The organism is Neobacillus driksii (assembly GCF_013409995.1).
GTDB lineage: Bacteria > Bacillota > Bacilli > Bacillales > Cytobacillaceae > Neobacillus > Neobacillus driksii.
This window is the reverse complement of the sequence record NZ_JACCBX010000006.1, coordinates 209140-226548: the sequence shown is the minus strand read 5'-3', so window position 1 is coordinate 226548 and position 17409 is coordinate 209140. Positions and strand designations below refer to the sequence as shown.

18 protein-coding genes are annotated in these 17409 nt (G+C 38.2%); 3 read left to right on the top strand and 15 right to left on the bottom strand.

Annotated features, from left to right (window positions below; genetic code table 11):
* Positions 1–8: 8 nt before the first annotated feature.
* The gene (locus tag F4694_RS15345) at positions 9–461 is read right to left on the bottom strand and encodes a tripartite tricarboxylate transporter TctB family protein (protein ID WP_179599448.1); all 453 of its coding nucleotides are present in this window, start codon (positions 459–461) and stop codon (positions 9–11) included.
* 59 nt (positions 462–520) lie between these two features.
* Positions 521–1552: a Bug family tripartite tricarboxylate transporter substrate binding protein gene (locus tag F4694_RS15340; protein ID WP_179599446.1), complete on the bottom strand. Its 1032-nt coding sequence runs from the start codon at positions 1550–1552 to the stop codon at positions 521–523.
* 232 nt (positions 1553–1784) lie between these two features.
* Between F4694_RS15340 and F4694_RS15335 the strand changes: the two genes are divergently transcribed.
* A complete protein-coding gene (locus F4694_RS15335; protein WP_179599444.1) occupies positions 1785–2687 on the top strand; it encodes a YhcN/YlaJ family sporulation lipoprotein in 903 nt (300 codons plus the stop codon).
* 60 nt (positions 2688–2747) lie between these two features.
* Here F4694_RS15335 and F4694_RS15330 read toward each other — a convergent pair whose 3' ends face one another.
* A complete protein-coding gene (locus F4694_RS15330; RefSeq protein WP_179599442.1) occupies positions 2748–3719 on the bottom strand; it encodes an ATP-dependent DNA ligase in 972 nt (323 codons plus the stop codon).
* Between the two features lie 50 nt (positions 3720–3769).
* Between F4694_RS15330 and ligD the strand changes: the two genes are divergently transcribed.
* Entirely contained in the window at positions 3770–4669 is a 900-nt protein-coding gene (gene ligD / locus F4694_RS15325; protein WP_179599440.1) for a non-homologous end-joining DNA ligase, read from the top strand.
* 45 nt (positions 4670–4714) lie between these two features.
* Here the strand turns inward: ligD and F4694_RS15320 are convergent, their stop codons facing one another.
* From F4694_RS15320 to F4694_RS15310, 3 genes are all read right to left on the bottom strand, one after another.
* On the bottom strand, positions 4715–5341 hold the full coding sequence (locus tag F4694_RS15320; RefSeq protein WP_179599438.1) for a fumarylacetoacetate hydrolase family protein: 627 nt from the start codon (positions 5339–5341) through the stop codon (positions 4715–4717).
* An 86-nt stretch (positions 5342–5427) separates the two neighbouring features.
* Complete coding sequence (locus F4694_RS15315; RefSeq protein ID WP_179599436.1) at positions 5428–6159, bottom strand: hypothetical protein; 732 nt, start codon at positions 6157–6159, stop codon at positions 5428–5430.
* Positions 6156–6656: an RNA polymerase sigma factor gene (locus F4694_RS15310; protein ID WP_179599434.1), complete on the bottom strand. Its 501-nt coding sequence runs from the start codon at positions 6654–6656 to the stop codon at positions 6156–6158. Before F4694_RS15310 ends, F4694_RS15315 begins: the two co-directional genes overlap by 4 nt.
* A 279-nt stretch (positions 6657–6935) precedes the next feature.
* On the opposite strand from F4694_RS15310, the gene F4694_RS15305 reads away from it, so the two are divergent.
* A complete protein-coding gene (locus tag F4694_RS15305) occupies positions 6936–7298 on the top strand; it encodes a hypothetical protein (protein ID WP_179599432.1) in 363 nt (120 codons plus the stop codon).
* A 73-nt stretch (positions 7299–7371) separates the two neighbouring features.
* On the opposite strand, the gene F4694_RS15300 is transcribed toward F4694_RS15305, so the two are convergent.
* The 9 genes from F4694_RS15300 to F4694_RS15260 form a co-directional block, all read right to left on the bottom strand.
* Entirely contained in the window at positions 7372–8259 is an 888-nt protein-coding gene (locus F4694_RS15300; RefSeq protein ID WP_179599430.1) for a carbohydrate ABC transporter permease, read from the bottom strand.
* A 17-nt stretch (positions 8260–8276) separates the two neighbouring features.
* Positions 8277–9179 (bottom strand): ABC transporter permease, encoded by a 903-nt coding sequence (locus F4694_RS15295; RefSeq protein WP_257029264.1) that lies wholly within the window; start codon positions 9177–9179, stop codon positions 8277–8279.
* Between the two features lie 173 nt (positions 9180–9352).
* Positions 9353–10840 carry an ABC transporter substrate-binding protein gene (locus F4694_RS15290; RefSeq protein WP_179599428.1) on the bottom strand — a complete coding sequence of 496 codons (1488 nt, stop codon included), beginning with the start codon at positions 10838–10840 and terminating at the stop codon, positions 9353–9355.
* Between the two features lie 162 nt (positions 10841–11002).
* A complete protein-coding gene (locus tag F4694_RS15285) occupies positions 11003–11932 on the bottom strand; it encodes an AraC family transcriptional regulator (RefSeq protein ID WP_179599426.1) in 930 nt (309 codons plus the stop codon).
* Between the two features lie 113 nt (positions 11933–12045).
* Positions 12046–12915: a sugar phosphate isomerase/epimerase family protein gene (locus tag F4694_RS15280; RefSeq protein WP_179599424.1), complete on the bottom strand. Its 870-nt coding sequence runs from the start codon at positions 12913–12915 to the stop codon at positions 12046–12048.
* 21 nt (positions 12916–12936) lie between these two features.
* A complete protein-coding gene (locus tag F4694_RS15275) occupies positions 12937–14166 on the bottom strand; it encodes an MFS transporter (RefSeq protein ID WP_179599421.1) in 1230 nt (409 codons plus the stop codon).
* 185 nt (positions 14167–14351) lie between these two features.
* Positions 14352–15995, bottom strand: a complete 1644-nt coding sequence (locus F4694_RS15270) for a glycoside hydrolase family 43 protein (RefSeq protein WP_179599419.1) — start codon at positions 15993–15995, stop codon at positions 14352–14354.
* 86 nt (positions 15996–16081) lie between these two features.
* Complete coding sequence (locus F4694_RS15265; RefSeq protein ID WP_179599417.1) at positions 16082–16483, bottom strand: C-glycoside deglycosidase beta subunit domain-containing protein; 402 nt, start codon at positions 16481–16483, stop codon at positions 16082–16084.
* A gap of 12 nt (positions 16484–16495) precedes the next feature.
* A complete protein-coding gene (locus F4694_RS15260) occupies positions 16496–17386 on the bottom strand; it encodes a sugar phosphate isomerase/epimerase family protein (RefSeq protein ID WP_179599415.1) in 891 nt (296 codons plus the stop codon).
* Positions 17387–17409: the final 23 nt, after the last annotated feature.

Genomic DNA, 17409 nt, shown 5'->3' with positions numbered 1-17409 from the left:
TATCTCGCTTAAAACCAAATTGGCCAGTCTGGCAGTGTACCTTTTAAAACCTCTACATATAAAAAATATACAAGTCCTGAAAAACAAGCTGATATGATAAGGGATTGAATCACTTTCGAACGTTCCATCGTTTGAAAGCAAACGAATAAAAATAGAAAGGTAGTGATGACATACCCTATTGTTTCCAGCGTTAAAATATAAATCAATGTAGCTGCAAATATGATTAAGAAAGGCTTATACTGTAATTTTTCTTTCGTTCCCTGTTGATTCTTCGTGATGAATGTTTCATAAAATAAACGGATACTTAATAAAACGAGTGCGCTTCCAAGAATGAATGGAAATATATCAGGCCCTACTGCACTTCCATAGGACGAGCTTTCAAGATTCTTGCTCCCAATAATAAATAGAACACCTACGGCAAGAAACAATGCTGATGCAATGTAATCGAATTTTAATACCATTCCTAATCCCCCTTCAGAAAAAATAGAGGAAGGAGAAAGTTAACTCCTTCCCTCATGTTTTACTTTTGCATTCCTAATGCTGTTAATAATTGTTGGACTTGGCTTTCTTGCTCTTCTAAAAACTTTTTGAAATCAGAACTGTTTTTATACTCCAATTCCCAGCCTTGCGTCTCAACTTCTTTTTTCCATTCAGGAGAGTTAACGAGCTTATCAATTGCTTGTTCCCAATAGGTTTTCGCTTCTTTAGACATTTTTTCAGGACCAAACACCCCGCGCCAAATCGTAAACTCTGCATCTACACCCTGTTCTTTAGCAGTTGGAACATCCTTAAAATCACCCGTTAAACGCTCAGTTGAGGTAATCGCCAACACGCGCACCTTGCCCGCCTTTAAAAATTCTTTAACACTTGAGGCATCAGTACCTATGACATCTGCGTTACCGCCGAGTAGTGCCGTAATTGCTTCACCGCCGCCATCATAGGAAACGTATTTAACTTTTGTTGGGTCCACGCCATATTTATAAGCAGGTAAAATGGAAATTAAATGGTCCATGGAACCTGGTGCGGATCCACCTGCAAAGGTAAGTTTACTAGGATCTTTCTTTACCTCTTCCAAAACTGATTTTAGGTCTGTAAATTTGGAATCGGCTTTTACAACTATTGCACCGAAATCTTTTGTAAGCTGCGCCAATGGTGTTGTATTTTTGTAGCCGTATGGACTGTTTCCTTCTTTTTTCAGGTTGTTAATAACAATCGGTGGTGAATTGACAAAGAGCATGTCATTATTTTCAACCTGCTGGGTAGCGTATTCTGCCATGAAGACAGCACCGCCGCCACCAGGCTTATTCTCTACCGTCAAAGGCTGTTCAACGATCTTCGTTTCACCCAGCACTTTCGTAAACGCTCGAGCGGTTAAATCCCAGCCGCCCCCTGCCCCTGATGGTGCGACAACTGTAATCGCCTTCGTTGGATAGCCAGTAGCTTCTTCCTTCTTTCCTGGGCTTGCTGTTTCATTACTGCTGCTGCATGCACCAAGGCTTAAGGCTAATGCTCCTGCAACCATAACTGCTGATATTTTTTTCATAGAAAACATTTCAATTCCCCCTTGTAAACGTTTTCTTAATTTTACAAAATTTTTGAATTTTTAATAGATTATACATTTAAACAGCATTAAAAACTTTTTAACCATTTTGTTCATTTTGTTCACGAAGGTAAAATATCCGATTTCCTAAAAAGCTATTTTTTGTCAATAATGTACTCGAATAGTTCCACTTAGATAAGCCACGATATAAGTGTAAGATAATTTTTTGAGGAGTTGACAATACTTGAAAAAAGGCTTGATTACTTTCGTTTTAACCTCTACTCTCATCGGTTTAACTGGTTGTGCTGGAGATAATCACAATGCTGGCAATGATAACAACGGTGCAAATTTAGGGGTAAATAACGTTAGAAACAACATGAGAAACAATGATAACAATGGTGTTACCGGAAGAAATGTTTCGAACCAAAACTTAAGAGTTTCAACTCGTGCGGCAAACAATGTAGAACGATTAGGAGAAGTGGGTCAAGCCCATGTAATCATCCGTAATAACGACGCATATGTAGCTGTCCGATTAAACAATCAGCAAGGTACTACAGGGGATCGTGCCGGTACTGGCACAGGTACAACGAATAACAGGGGTGGAAACGGCAATAATGCTGGGAATACCCAAAATACCGGGACTAGTAATGCAGGGATTACTGGAACCAACACAAATGCTGGCAATAATGGGAGCACAGGAAACAACACGAACGTAGGAAACGGGTTTACAGGAAACTATACGAACTCTGGAAATACAGGCACTACAGGTCCCAACATGAATACTGGGACTGGTGCGATAACCGGAAACAATACGGGTGCTGGGACAGATCGTATAACTGGAACAAACACAAACACCGGTAATAATGGTACTGGTGGAACAGGTACGAATACAGGTAATACTGGTACGAATATGAATGGTAACAATGGGACAGGTGGTACCAACTATAAAGAAGTATCTACTCGTCTTGAGCAAAGGATTGCTGACCAAGTAAGGGCAGCTGATAAAAAAATTCACAATGTTTATGTTTCTTACGATAACGATTTCTACACTCAAATGAACAACTATTCAAACGATATTCAAAATGGACGAAACAGAAATGGTATCTGGGATGATTTTACCGATACTGTCGGAAGGTTTTTTCGTTAATAATCCATGGAGAAAACTGTCGAATTCACGTCGACAGTTTTCCCGTTTCAATTTATAATATTAGGACCTTTCCAACAAACATTCTTTAGGAGGAATCTCAATTAATCCCTCAATACTTGGCTGCCTCATCGCTCCACCTTCCGTCCATTCAGCGAATTTTATCTTAACTGTTTTTACAGGTGTTACCCAGGTGGCATGCGCATGACGTTGAGGTGTCTTGTGAAAAGGATGCTGGTCTATTACCAATCCCCTTAATTCTTTCGTTAGTTCTTTCCAGTCAACAACGGTCATTTTCCCGGTCCCTGTATGACCCACATAATGAAGGTTCCCTTTATTATCATATAGACCGAGTAGAATGGAATTTATGGTATCATGCCCTAATGTAAAACCTCCGATGACGGCGATGATATCACGATAATTTTTTACCTTGAGCCAGTCATCCCGCTTTTTTCCAATTGAATAATGTGAACTAAGCCTTTTCATCACGATCCCTTCCATACCTTGTTCCTTAATGGCATGAAATAAGGCTTCTGCTTCAGAGATAGAAGGAACTAGTTGAATATGATCGTTAGGAGTAATGATGTCCGCGAGTAGTTCATTTCTTACTTGAAACGGCTTGTTATGAATCCACTCACCATTCAAATAAATTACGTCGAAAATCATATAGATAATCGGTACAGATTCTGCAACCATTTTTATGCGTTCTAAGTTCCGTAACCCATCCCGTCTCATTACTTGTTGGAAAGAGGGTCTTCCATCTTCCCCTAAAACAATAACTTCTCCATCTAAAATCACGGATGCGCTGGAACAGTATTCATGAATGGGTATAATCTCTGGAAAGTGGAAGGTCCGTTCATTCTTTTTTCGATTATAAAGCCGTACTTCTTGTGTGTCGAAATAGGTAAGGATTCTAACCCCATCCCATTTAACTTGTGCAATCCATTGCTCCCCTGTCGGAATCATATCACTGCTAACAGGCTCCATTGCAAAAATCGGCTCCAGCTTAACCACCCCAATTATTAGATAATACATAGTTTTTACGAGAACCACTGAAAATATATAGGAAAAAGGAGGTCAGTCGTATGGAAGTAATAGAGGTTGATGGCCGAAACATCGAAATTACACACCCAGAGAAAGTTATTTGGGAAAATCAAGGCATTACAAAGATGGACTATATTCAGTATTTGCTTGATGTTTCATCTTATCTTATACAGCATGCCAAAGAACGATTATTAATGATTTGGGTTTATCCTCACGGGATAACTGGAAAGAAAATCGAAAAAAGATCAGTCCCTCAAACTGCGCCAGAATGGGTCAGCCATACTTTCTATAAAGATAAGGAAAGAATATTATTAAATGATCAGGCAACACTGGTTTGGGCAGCGAACTATGGTGCAATCGAATTCCACGTTCCATTTGATACCCATGAAAAACCCGATTATCCGCTGGAAATCGTATTCGATTTAGATCCTCCCGATGATAATAGCTTTGATCTTGTGTCGGAGGTTGCAATAAAGTTGAATCAACTTCTAGAATCGCTCGGTTTAATCTCGGTCCCTCGCACATCAGGTTCTTCAGGCATGCAAGTTTTTGTACCGATTCAACCCGATTATACTTTTGAACAAACCAGAAAGATTAATACCTTTGTTGCTCAGTATTTCGGTGAGAAATTGCGGCAGCACGTAACTCTTGAACGAGTGGTTTCCAAGAGAGGAAACAAACTTTATTTCGATTACTTGCAGCTATGGCGAGGAAGGACAATGCCAGTGGTTTACTCGGCGAGAGCAAAATCAGAACCAACGGTAGCTACTCCTCTAACTTGGGAAGAAGTTGAAGCGGGCATAAAGCCGTCCGACTTCACAATTTTCAACCTGAAGAAAAGGATACTAGAGGAGGGAGATTTGTTTGATCTAATTACTGCGGAAAAACGTAATCAGTCATTGGATGATATTCTTAAATTTATTGAAAAAAATAAGGTTTAGGACTGAAAAAAGGCCCTAGAAATTCCTAAGAACCTTTTCGACAATTTAATCAAAATTGATAAAACATTCACCAAGGATGGAATTCCCCCAAAGTAATGTTAAATGATCGTTGTCGTTAACGGGACCGACACCTTCAGGGGTTCCCGTAAAGATTAAATCCCCTTCTCCTAATCCAAAGTTTAGGGCTGTGAAATCGATAATGGTCTGTAAATCAAAAATCATATTAGTGATATTACCTTGCTGCACCTTTTCTTCATTTTTAATTAAGGAAAAGTCATTCTGCTTCATTTCTTCTATCCCTGGAAAGGGAATATATTTGCTGACAATCGCTGAGTTTGGGAAACCTTTTGCTAACAGCCATGGATGTCCTTTTTTCTTGAGTTCACTCTGGACATCCCTTAGTGTAAAATCGATACCGATTGCGATACTTTCTACTATATCGTCTACTTTTATCCCCTTTTCATATGGTTTTCCCATCCTAATAACAATTTCGGTTTCAAAATGAATAGATCCTCGGTTACTAGGGAGTGAAATTTCCTGACCAGCAGCTTCTATAAGAGCATGAGTAGGTTTGGAAAATAGCATGGGAGAAGTCGGCACTTCATTTTGTAATTCTTTGGCATGTGCAGCATAGTTTCGACCAACGCAATAAATGTTATTTACTTTATTCAAGACAATCCCTCATTTTCCAAGTTAGTATTATCATTTTAACATAATCTAGCTTAAGTTAAGTTTGGAAAAAATGTTTGCGAATGAAGCTACTTTACTACATTTTTCGGTTGAAGCGGGTTGTTTTGTAAAATGGTTTCTACTTCTTCATAGCCCTCTAGAAATGCAAAGTTATATCTAGCTGGAAGTGCGAAAACATATTCATTATTTTGGGTTAGCATTGTTGGTCCAATCGGTGCTGCACCAATATGAAATTCCCCCTTTTCAAGTGAGGACCATTGTTTAAGAGTAAAAATCATTATCGGAATATCTTGTCTTGGTTTATCCTCTGTCCATTCAGGATGTCTTATTAATAGGATTTGACCATTTTCCATTTGTTGTTGATCAGCACCTATACCTTCCCACGAATCCGATACAATCTGATAGCCCTCCCAACTTTCGGGTAACGTAAAGGTAAATCCATATTCTTCGTTTTCATAAAGGTTTTCTTCAGATTCATTCTGATCTATTTCTTCATTATCATTGTTGCTATCTACTGTAGGTTCTCCTTTACCTTGCTGCCCTTGTAGATTTGAATCAAGATTTATTATCGGGATTATAAGAATGGCGAATAACACCAAGGCAGCGATACTGGCTAAACCTAATGAGATCTTTTTCATTATTCCAGTTCTCTTTTTCTTCTTATCATAAGAACGGGCAAATTGGATTAGGTTTTCATGGATGATATCTTGTGTATTCTTAGTAAAGTTTTTATCATAATCTGGTTTTGGCAATGATCGAATTTTTTTCTCTAGTTCATAAAACTTTTCATTATCTTTCATAGAGAAATTCCTCCTATATTTTTTTGTAATGTCTTTAACGCACGATGATAGGTTGTTCGAACCTTATTTTCATTCCAATTTAATACCGAGGCTGTTTCAGATACAGAGAGTTCTTTAATCCCTCTAAGAATGATTACATCTCGATAATTTGCTTTTAATGATTGTATTGCTTGATATAGTAATTTATTATTTTCATTGAGTTGGAGAATTTTCTCCGGTGTTTCCTTATCCGATTGCTCATCCCGGAACGAAATCCATTCCTTCATTCTCAATCGATTCCTTTTCCTCATTTCATCAATCCCAACATGGCGCGCAATTGAAAAAAGCCAGGTTTTAGGACTTGCTTTTTGCTGAAAAGTATCAAAACCTTTAATCGCTCGAATAAAAACTTCCTGCACCAAATCTTCTACATCACTCGACCCGATGTAATAAACCAAATAATGGTATATATCTTTATTGTACAAGTAAAACCATTCCGAAATTATGTTACTATTCATCCGCTGGTCAACTCCATTTGTCCTCCAATTTTTATACTCATAAATTAGTCGAATAAGTTTAGCGTTTATGTCACTTAATACAAATAATATTTTAGATTTATTCGCTTTAATAGCTTAACGATCGTAAATTTAGCAGCGTTCGTATTGCGAAAAGGTCATTAGGACAAAACTAGAAGCGGAGAGAATGCCAACGAAAAAAAAAATTAAAGAAAGAATCGGTGTCTTATCGGGTTGATGGTGGATTCAGGAGTGTAAAATCTTGTTATAGGAGGAAAATCAATGACCAAGGAAGAGGCATTTAAGCTTTTAGTACTGATTGAATCGGTTTACTCCCATTGCATATTTAAAGACGAAACAGTTCAGCAATGGTTTCAATTTTGTTCTGAAATGGATTATGAGAAGGTATTAACGAAACTGAAATACCACATTCGAAAAAGTCCCTATCCTCCTGCGATTGGTGATATTGCTGTATTCCAATTTGAAGAAGGTCATTTTCCTACCACTTTACAGGAATGGATGAAGGAAGGACGGGTGAGAATTGAATGCGACCCTAAATCAAACAAACGAGGAACACTACCTGACTGGCTAGCCGAATATTCACCAAGAAAGTGTGTTGAACTGGCTTTTGAAGAAGAACTATAGCCGCGATCAAGATAATCCGGTCTAGATTTATTCAATAAAATAAGGAAGGCAGCTTGCCCTCCCCTGTTTTATGTCAGCCTTTAACCGATCCCAAAGCAATCCCTTTTACTAGATACTTTTGGAAGAATGGATAAGCAATGAGTATCGGCAGGATACCAATTACTGCAATTGCCATCCGCACACCTGTGGTAGGAATTTGCGAAGCGGCTGAACTTGTGTTTGTACCTAAATTACTGCTTGCCAAAAATTGAATGTCAGACAGCATCCTGTTTAACATGTTTTGGATACTGAATAAGGATGGTTCTGTGATATATACAAGTCCATTAAACCAGTCATTCCAATAAAAGATTGTTTGAAGGAGCCCAATCGTAGCCAAGATCGGCAATGAAAGCGGCAGGATGATGGAGAAGAAGGTTCTAAATTCACCTGCTCCATCCATTCGTGCGGATTCAATAACAGGCTCAGGGATGGAAGTCATAAAAAATGTTCTCATTAAAAGTACGTTAAATCCGTTCATTAACAATCCTGGAACGATTAATGCCCAAATCGTATTTTTAATATCAAATACTTGCGTAAATACGAGATAGGTCGGAACAAGTCCGCCATTGAATAATAGTGTAAAGAAAACAATGAAAGTAAAAAAGTTTCTGTACGGTAAATCGCGTCGAGAAAGTGCATACGCCAAAAACGCAGTCATCGCCAAGCTGACAAACGTTCCGAATACCGTAACGAAAATGGTAACACCGTAAGCCCGTAAAATACTTGCTGAATTAGTTAGCAGGTACTCATATGCTGCAAAGCTAAACTCTTTTGGAAAAAAGGAGTATCCTTCCTTCAAGATCGAGGCTTCACTTGAAAAGGAAGAAGATAAAAGAAGGATTAAGGGAATAATGCTCCCTGCAGCAAGTATGAGTAAAAAGCTATGTGAAATCCAATTTGTAATTCGATCTGATCTATACATTTCGCTCCTCCTCCGGCTTAAAATAATGCATTGTCTTTACTTTTTCTACGTACGAGATAATTCGACACTAACACAAGGATAAAACCTACAACGGATTGATACAAACCGGCAGCTGCTGACATTCCGATATCCCCAAGCTGCATTAACCCACGGTAAACGTAGGTATCAATAACATTTGTCGTGTCATAGATCGCACCCGAATTCATTGGTACTTGATAGAACAAACCGAAATCTGAATAAAAAATCCTTCCAATCGCCAGTAAAGTCATCATGATAATAACTGGCATAATGGATGGTATAGTTATATGAATAATTTGCTTCCATTTATTCGCACCATCCAATGTGGCAGCTTCATAGAATTCTTGGTCGATTCCAATAATTGCTGCCAGGTAAATGACACACAAGAAACCAATACCTTTCCACATATTGATAAAGGTTAAAATATAGGGCCAATATTTGGCTTCTGAATACCAGGAAACTTCATCGAGCCCAAGCAACGGTAGAATAGTATGGTTCAGATAACCGGTATCCTCGCTAAGGAAGGCATATCCCAAATAACTAACAATGACCATTGAAATCAAAAATGGCATAAGGATGACACTTTGATAAAAACCTTTCGCCAGCTTATTTTTGATTTCATTCAACATAATCGCTACAGCGATAGCCAAAACAGTATTTAAAATAATAAAACCACCATTATATAGAATGGTATTACGCGTAATTACAAAAGCATCTCTTGTGCTAAACAAGTATTCGAAGTTTTTAAACCCAATCCAATCACTTGCCAGAATCCCTTTTGCAAAATTAATATCCTTAAATGCAATAATAAGACCAAACATCGGTAAATAATTATTGATCAGTAAGTAAATTAATCCAGGCAGCATCATGATAAATAACGGCAGAGCCCTTTTCAATTTCATCAGTCTGGTGTTAACCTTCCTCACAGGCAGCGATTGGACATCTGCTTGCAAGTTTTTAACCGTAACTTCTGACATCCCTATTCCCCCTTTGTCCCATTTGTTGTTTAAAGTGCATTATAAAAAAAGAGATTAAAAATCAAATTGGGATTTTTAATCTCTCCACTTGGTGGATATCATTTTTGCGTTTTAGCCCATTCATCCAATTGTTTTTGTTTTTCGGCAATAATCTTATCCATACCTGCAGCCTTCAATTCTTTAATAAATTTAGGCAATTCCGTTTCTGGATCTAACACACCGTTCTCCAAGCCGATTGTATATTTATTTACGACATTCGTAACCGCGGTAACTTCTGTTTTAACCGGTGAACTATCAAAATTAAAACCTAGTGCCTTAGATTTAATCGCACTTTTATTAAATTCATCCGTTTGATGCCAAAGGGTTGGGTCATCCCCTTCAAATATATAGGAGAGGAAGGAATTACCCATAGCGAAATTCATATTTAAATTGTATCCATTGTTTGTTGCATCCACGCCTTCCGGATACTTAACCAAGGTTTCTGATACTTTTTCATAATGCTTTCCTTCAATACCCCAACTTAATAAATTGACTAACTCTTTGTCTTGATACATTAAGTTAAGAAATTTCATCGCAGCTTCTGGAATCTTGGAACTTTGAGGAATGCCCCACATCATCGTTGTTACACCAAATGTTGTCGACACAGGTTCTCCAAGTGATGCTGAAACCATAGGCATTTGAGTATTTTTAGATTCCTGTGAATCTACCCCTGGTTTTAACGGACTTAAATAACTAAAACCTACATTTGACTTTACTAAATTTGCGCCCGTTTCAGTATTGGTACCTGGATTTTTCATGAGAAGTCCTTCATTTTGCCATTTCCGCATTTTCTTTACAAACTCTGCATATTCATCCGTTTCATACAGGTTTACTACTTTCAATTTATTATCATATTTAGGTAATACACCTAAACCATCACCTAAACGATCGAACCAGTTATAGATCATCGTTGGCTGCTGTCCAGGATTAGAAGGGACAAGTGGAGGTATATCTTTCTCGTTATCCTTTATCGTTTTCAGGACTGACTCTACATCATCTAACGTTTTTACTTTATTAACATCAATGTTATATTTCTCTACCAAATCTTTACGCATCATAATCCCACTGGCTGAAGCCATATCTCGTTGTGTTGGAACCGCATACAATTTTCCAGCAACCTTTGATGCATTCAAATAATCTTTATCCATTACCTTTTTGATATCTGAGCCATATTTGTCTACCAAATCATCCAGTGGGAGTAATTGTCCTTTTGCAGCTTGGGAAGTGTAGCCAAAAAAGGACGCAACAAGCATTAAATCTACTTTTTCATTGCTTGATAGCATCAAATTAGTTTGTTGAACATAGTTTCCAATGTTAATGGGTGTTAATTTTATTTTTACATTAATCTTTTCCTTAGTAAGCTTGTTAATTTCATCCTCAACTATTTTTAAATCTTTAGGAACGGAACCTGAAAACAATACCATATTAACCTCTGGTACGTCGTCTCCTGATTCAGAGTTCTCATTTGTTGAGCTTTCCTGTTTCGGACTACACGCTGAAATCAACAGTAAAAAAACTACTAACATAATACTAATCAATTTTCTCATTCATTTACCCCCTATTTTTATTCAACAATAACCCGACTTTTAGAAAGATTCCTTCACTATTAGAATCTATCTTTGTGAAAGCGGTTTATTATTGACTATTATAGAGAGGAATTTACTAGAAAACGTCCAGAATTTTAATATAAATGATATCAATTTTTATTATTATTCAGAAAATAACAAATATTTATTCAAATAGTTTAAATCCTCTACTTCGTTTAATTGATACCCTTCAACTCCTTTTTTCTTTTGTCGTATACTGATAGCTTTATTCGATTGCTTTTTTCGATATTGGTAGGGAGTTGAGTGGAAGGTTTCTTTAAACAGTTTATGAAAGGTATTTAGGTTAGAAAAGCCCGACTCCATTGCGATTTGAATAATGGGCCAATCTGATTCCAGCATCGTTCGGACAGCATGTTCCAAGCGAATACCATTTAAATATTTTACAAAGGATTGGCCCATATGCTGTTGAAAATACTTGGATAAGTAAGGGACCGTTAGTTGTTCATTTTCTGCTATTTCATTTAATGTAAGTGGATGCATAAAATTTTGTTGAATATAGTTTGTAATCCTAGTAAGTCTTTCTATACCTTTCTTGCTGTTTCTGTATAATTGCAGATTATTCTTTACTCTAAAATGGCAAAGAAGTTTGTAAACTATATCTAACAATAGAGAATGTATTTTTACTTCATAACCATCCATTTTATTTCTTGAGAATAACATCAATTGAGCAATTAACGACCGAATTTCATTAAACCTTGCTTGTTCCACATGTTGATAGGATTGGCAGTGAAACGTTTCATTTTCAATATTTTTGTACCATTTCTTAATTAATGAGACAGGGATTTGAAGGACTATTAGCTTATTATCCTCACTCGATTCTACTCCGTGAACTTCATTACTATTTATTAGCAGCAAGTCATCTTCTTGTAAAAAATACTCATCTCTGCCGACAAATACATGAATTCGTCCTTTCAGAACAAATAGGAATTCAATCCTGTCATGCCAGTGCATCGCTACATATTTAACACTCGTCATCAACATAAACATCGGTATTTCTTCATTCACTACTACACTTTCATATGGATATTTCATAAAACCTCCCGAACAAATGAATATGGTAATAGATTTGAAAAAATTCAAAAAAACCGCAAAAGTTTATCTATAACTTTGCGGTTAACCATTCCTACAAAAAAATGTAATAGTCTTTAAAGTCCCTGAACATATTTCTCCATAATTTTTAAATCGTTTGCAATACTTGTGAATTTATTCCCCAGCTGTCCTTCGTTTTCTACGATGGCATAACGAACGAATCCTAATTGATGGAGCTTTTGGTAAGTCTCTTGGAAATTGACGATACCGGTCCCTAAATTAACAAAATCATTTGGTTTTACAATCTCTGTGTAAATTTTCATCGTATCTAGGTCTGATTCTTGAGGTGAAGATGGGAATATAGTAACCGGATTTACATGCTGTCCTAAATCCTTTTGGTGGATCATATCACAGCGACTGCCCAGTTTTTCGAGTAATGCCAAAGGATCAAATCCACCTCTCATAACCCATACTAGGTCCAACTCAAATTTTACGAGTGCCGGATCAGTATTTTCTGCAAGTAGTTCAAATAATGATGTTTCTCCTACTCTCCTAAATTCATGAGCATGGTTATGATAATAAAAGCTTAAACCCGCTTCTTTGCATTTCTTCCCTATTTGATTAAGATGTTCTGCTGTTTGCAATGTGTCTTCAAGGTCTGAAATAAACGCCATTGGAAAAACAATCGACTGACATCCAAGTGCTGCATTTTCTTCAACAATCCGATCCCAATCAGCATCCATTATTGAGCTCCCTGGAGCAACACCTTCATGCGCAGAAAATGCATTCAACCCTAAGTCCTTCAATTTCTGTTTGATAACTGGAAGGGAAAAAGCATCTGTATATCGCTCTCCCGTAGAAAAATTCACCGTTAGCAATTCAAGATTCTTATATCCCTTTTCTGCAACATGCTCCAAGGTACCAAAGTAATCTTCGTTTAGTTCCTTAAATACTGAGAATAAATTTAATCCAATTTCCATTGCCATATCATCTTCTCCTTAACTAGTTTATTTTTGCCCGCTTATAATCGAAACAAAATCAGAATTTTGTCTAGCTTTTTGATTCCATGCCACACACATAACAATACTGCCTAACAAAATAACAGCACCAAATATAAATGGAACATTAAAGGATACATCAAATAAAATTCCCGCTAATGAAGGTCCGATAATATTACCTAAACTGCTATACGCATTGTTCATGCCTGCTGCGAAGCCTTGTTCACTTCCAGCCATTTTTGATAGCAACGTATTAATCGCCGGGCGGAGAATCGATGTAAATAAGATAAACAAGATATTCATCATCAACATAAATAAAAAATTCCCAGATAGTAACATAACAACCATCGTTAGAGCAGATAAGAAGAAACAAACATTAATAACTCTAATCTCATCAAATCGTTGAAGAAGTTTGTCTACTAAAAGCGCCTGAATGATAACCCCAATCAAGGCTGCAATGGTCATGATGATGGAAATATCTTTAGGAGTATACTCATACTTTTCACTAACATATAATCCAAAGATTGTTTCAAAGTTTGCGAGACCAAATGTCATGGTGAATACAAGCAGTAATAGTACGAAATAAGACACCTTAAAAGACCTTTTGATGTCATGAACCATTCCATTTTGTTCCAACGATGAATTTCTAAACTCATGTTGTTGTGCTTTTGACAAAGACTCAGGTAATAATAATAGTGAGACGAACATTGCGACAGCCGCGGCGAGCGCTGAAGCATAGAACGGTACACGTATGCCGAACTCTGCAAGAAATCCACCAATTCCTGGACCAATAACAAAACCTAGCGAAATGGAAGCACCCAGTAACCCCATCCCTTTCCCGCGATTTTCTATTGTTGTAACATCTGCCACATATGCCATCGTAGCGGGTATAAGCAAGCCAACACCGATTCCCCCAATGAAGCGTGATAGATAGAGGATCCAGAGGTCGGTACCAACACTAAACATAAATTGAGATATCGCAATGATCGATAACCCAATTATCGTAATGATTTTCCGACCATAATGATCCGAAAGCTTCCCACCAAGAGGTGAAAAAAGAAACTGAGTTAGTCCTGTTGCGGCTACGAGGTACCCCATATCTTTACCGCTGGCACCAATCTCAACAATAAATTTTGGAAGAACCGGAATTGCCAGCCCAACCCCTACTAATGCAATAAATGTGTTGATCATGAGAATTAGTAACGGCATATTGATCTTTACTTTTATAAACCTTTGCATTCACTTTCTCCTGTTCTAAAAATTAAAGCGGTACTTATTTAATTTTACCTGCCATTACACTAATTTCATTTCTCTTATTTAATCTCTTAATGGTACGATTCTTATCCTTGTTTTTGGGAACTTCTTTAAAAAATAGAGAGATTAAAAATCTAACTATGATTTTTAATCTCTCTATCAACGATCTGTTATTGTTCAGTTCCGTTATAGTCAAACCAATCAAATTCTGCATTGTTAATACTCTCTTGTCCGTTCGAACTTGCAAACATGCCAAGCATTGTTCCCACCATCCCGCCGACAATTTCGGGATTTATTTTTCTCGCGTCTGCATTCTCGTATAGTATGGTGAGGCTCTCATCCACTTTGCCATAATAAAAGCTATAATCTTGCCCCTCCGCAATTATGCTAAGAAAGATAACTCCACCATCGACTACTGTTTTTGCTAGCTCTGTTTCAGTTGTAACTCCTTTAAAGTGCGGTTGGTGCGGGTATCCAGTTAGCTCGCTGGTACACTGTATTAGCCTCAGAATTTGCTGCCCTTCTTCCATCGACCGTTCGAACCGTAATTGATGATTAGATGCCTGCATCACGACAAGTCCTGCTGTCTCATTCTCTGATAATGCATCAAATCGCATACTAACCGAAATCCGAAAGTTTGCATGCTGTTGTCTGCGTCCGATAAAGCTTAAACTTGGAACACCCTTATCCGTTTTGGTTGCAGACAAGTCGATTTTACGTAACTCCGGGCTCATGGAACGCGGCAGCAATTTCAAAGTTAACTTGCTGTCTGAGAGCGTATGAAAATCTTCATAAGGTGTGCCGAAGTATACCCAAGCCATTCCTAGCTTTCCTCCCTCAAAATCATCCCTTACCGCTCTAGGCTTTTGCGCAGTGGCAGGGAGTTCAGGTGCGGGATAGCTCCATTCTACTTTCCCCGTTCCAGGGCTTATGACCGGCCAACCCTCCTCCCAAACGACTGGTGCAATAAAGGTTTCCCTACCAAGGTTTTTATGATAGCCTTCGATGAGGCGTGAGGCAAGCATAACAGCATACCATTCTCCGTTTTTCAGTTCAACGAAATCAGCATGGCCAACATTACAGATAGGATACTGTTTGCCTAGGTGGCGATGGGTCAAAATCGGATTTCCAGCATATCCCTCATAATAATCAAAAATATTTTTTGCGCGTGCGATCGTGACTGCATGGAAGTGTTCCGTACCACCCTCTGCAATCATCAAGTAGTAATACCCATCCTTCTTGTAAAGATGAGGAGCTTCAGGTGAAGCGCAATTCGTTAAGGCTCCGCCCCATATTGTCTTTTTTCCACCGACAAGTTGCATATTGACCAGATCAATTTCACAAATCCAGATCACTTGACTTCCATGAGTGCCGTCATGACTGACTTCTCCTCTCGTACCAGTGATGTATGCCTTCCCATCGTCGTCGAAAAATAAGGATGCATCGATTCCAGGACACCCTTCGATCCAGTACGGATCTGACCATGGCCCCTTGGGATCAGTAGCAGTCACAATAAAATTCCACTTGTCGCTTACATTTGTCGTAATCATATAAAAGGTACCGTCATGATAACGAAGTGTTGGGGCCATGATTCCCGCTGTCATATGATCTGCCGTGGTATGCAGTTGTGACTTACGGTCTAGGATGTTCCCAATCTGCTCCCAATTAGCCAGGTCCGTACTATGGAAAATCGGTACCCCCGGGAATAGGGAGAAACTTGAGGTAATCATGTAGAAATCATCACCTACCCGACATATGGAGGGATCGGGATAAAAGCCAGGTAAAATTGGATTATTTAACTGTTTAATCTTCAAATAAATCGCCTCTTATTTTTGTTTTCAAAACATTGGTGACCATGGCACTGATTCCGTTAAACTATTCGGGCAGTCGAAAGTACTAATTAAACCAAAATCAAAGTTCTCTTATGCGTTCCGCCCAGAATCGTATCGACCACTGGAGGAAAATAAGAACAACTATACGTATAGTTAACTTCAATTTCGTGACTGCCTGATTCCAAACCGCCTTCTTTTGCAACAGTTAGAGTCGCAGGTTCTAAAAGTCCCCAGTGAACATCTCCGAGTTCTGCCATTTCCGCTTGTGTATAGGTTACATCATTGATGGTCCAAGTAATTTGATCACCCGAGAACGTTTCCCCATCGACTGTAACCGTAGCCGGGCGCAGCTGAGAAAGCCAGAGTCCACGGTAATAAAGAGATCTGATATTAACCTGAAAGCCTATGACTTTCCCATGACTTTCTACATTTTTAAATCCTCTCGATTGTATACATGGTCTTTCTAACATTCTATTTCTCTCCTATTCTCCCAAAATTCTTTTCATCATGACATGGTGTTTCCGCACCTGTTCAACCGCATAGCCGGGCACATCTTTCTTTGGACCTTCATATTCACTTACCATATAACCGTCCCAATTATGCTCTATCAATGTATTAATGATCGTTTCGTATGGAATCGTCATCTCTTCGAAATCATCTGACATCTTCACGAATTTAGCGTGGCAACAGTATACATAAGGTAACAATGGGATAATATCCTCTACCGGGCTGTGGTCACTCTCAGGCATGATAAATTCATTTGGTCCCCATTCACTGGCTGGTATAGTCTTGGTTGTAAAAACACCGAAGTCGATGTTTAGCCCAAAATGTTTGGTTCCAGTCTCTTCAATAAGCTGAACATAATCATCCACCATTTTGGATTTTAGAAGAGTAGGAGCATGAATCTCCGGGCACATGCGCACATTATATTTTTCTGCCATCGGAAGAGCCAATTTAATAAACTCTCTCCAGTTTTCTACAGGAGTAAGTTCATCATCAATTACACCTAATTTAGTACGAAGAACAGTGAATCCGAGCCTGTTGGCCAGTTTAAAATCACGAACCAGCATTTCATAAGATTCCTCCGGGGTAAGATGTCTTCCCTGATAGAGACGGGAATCTACCCAATGTCCATATTCCACTGGAACAATATCATATTTTTTAATCAATCGATCCCAATTCTCCAGCCATTCTTCGCTTGGATTTGGATAACCTTCAATATGTGAGTTTGCTAGGATTTCTAACCCCCTCGCACCCATATCATGCATTTCCGCAAACATATCTTCCAAACTCATAGTCACACCATATTCACCAGCATAACTATAAAGAGAAACTCCCCGTTTCGGTTTCGTTTTGCCTACCTGATTAGTCATTTCAGTTTTCTCTCCTTTTTTTA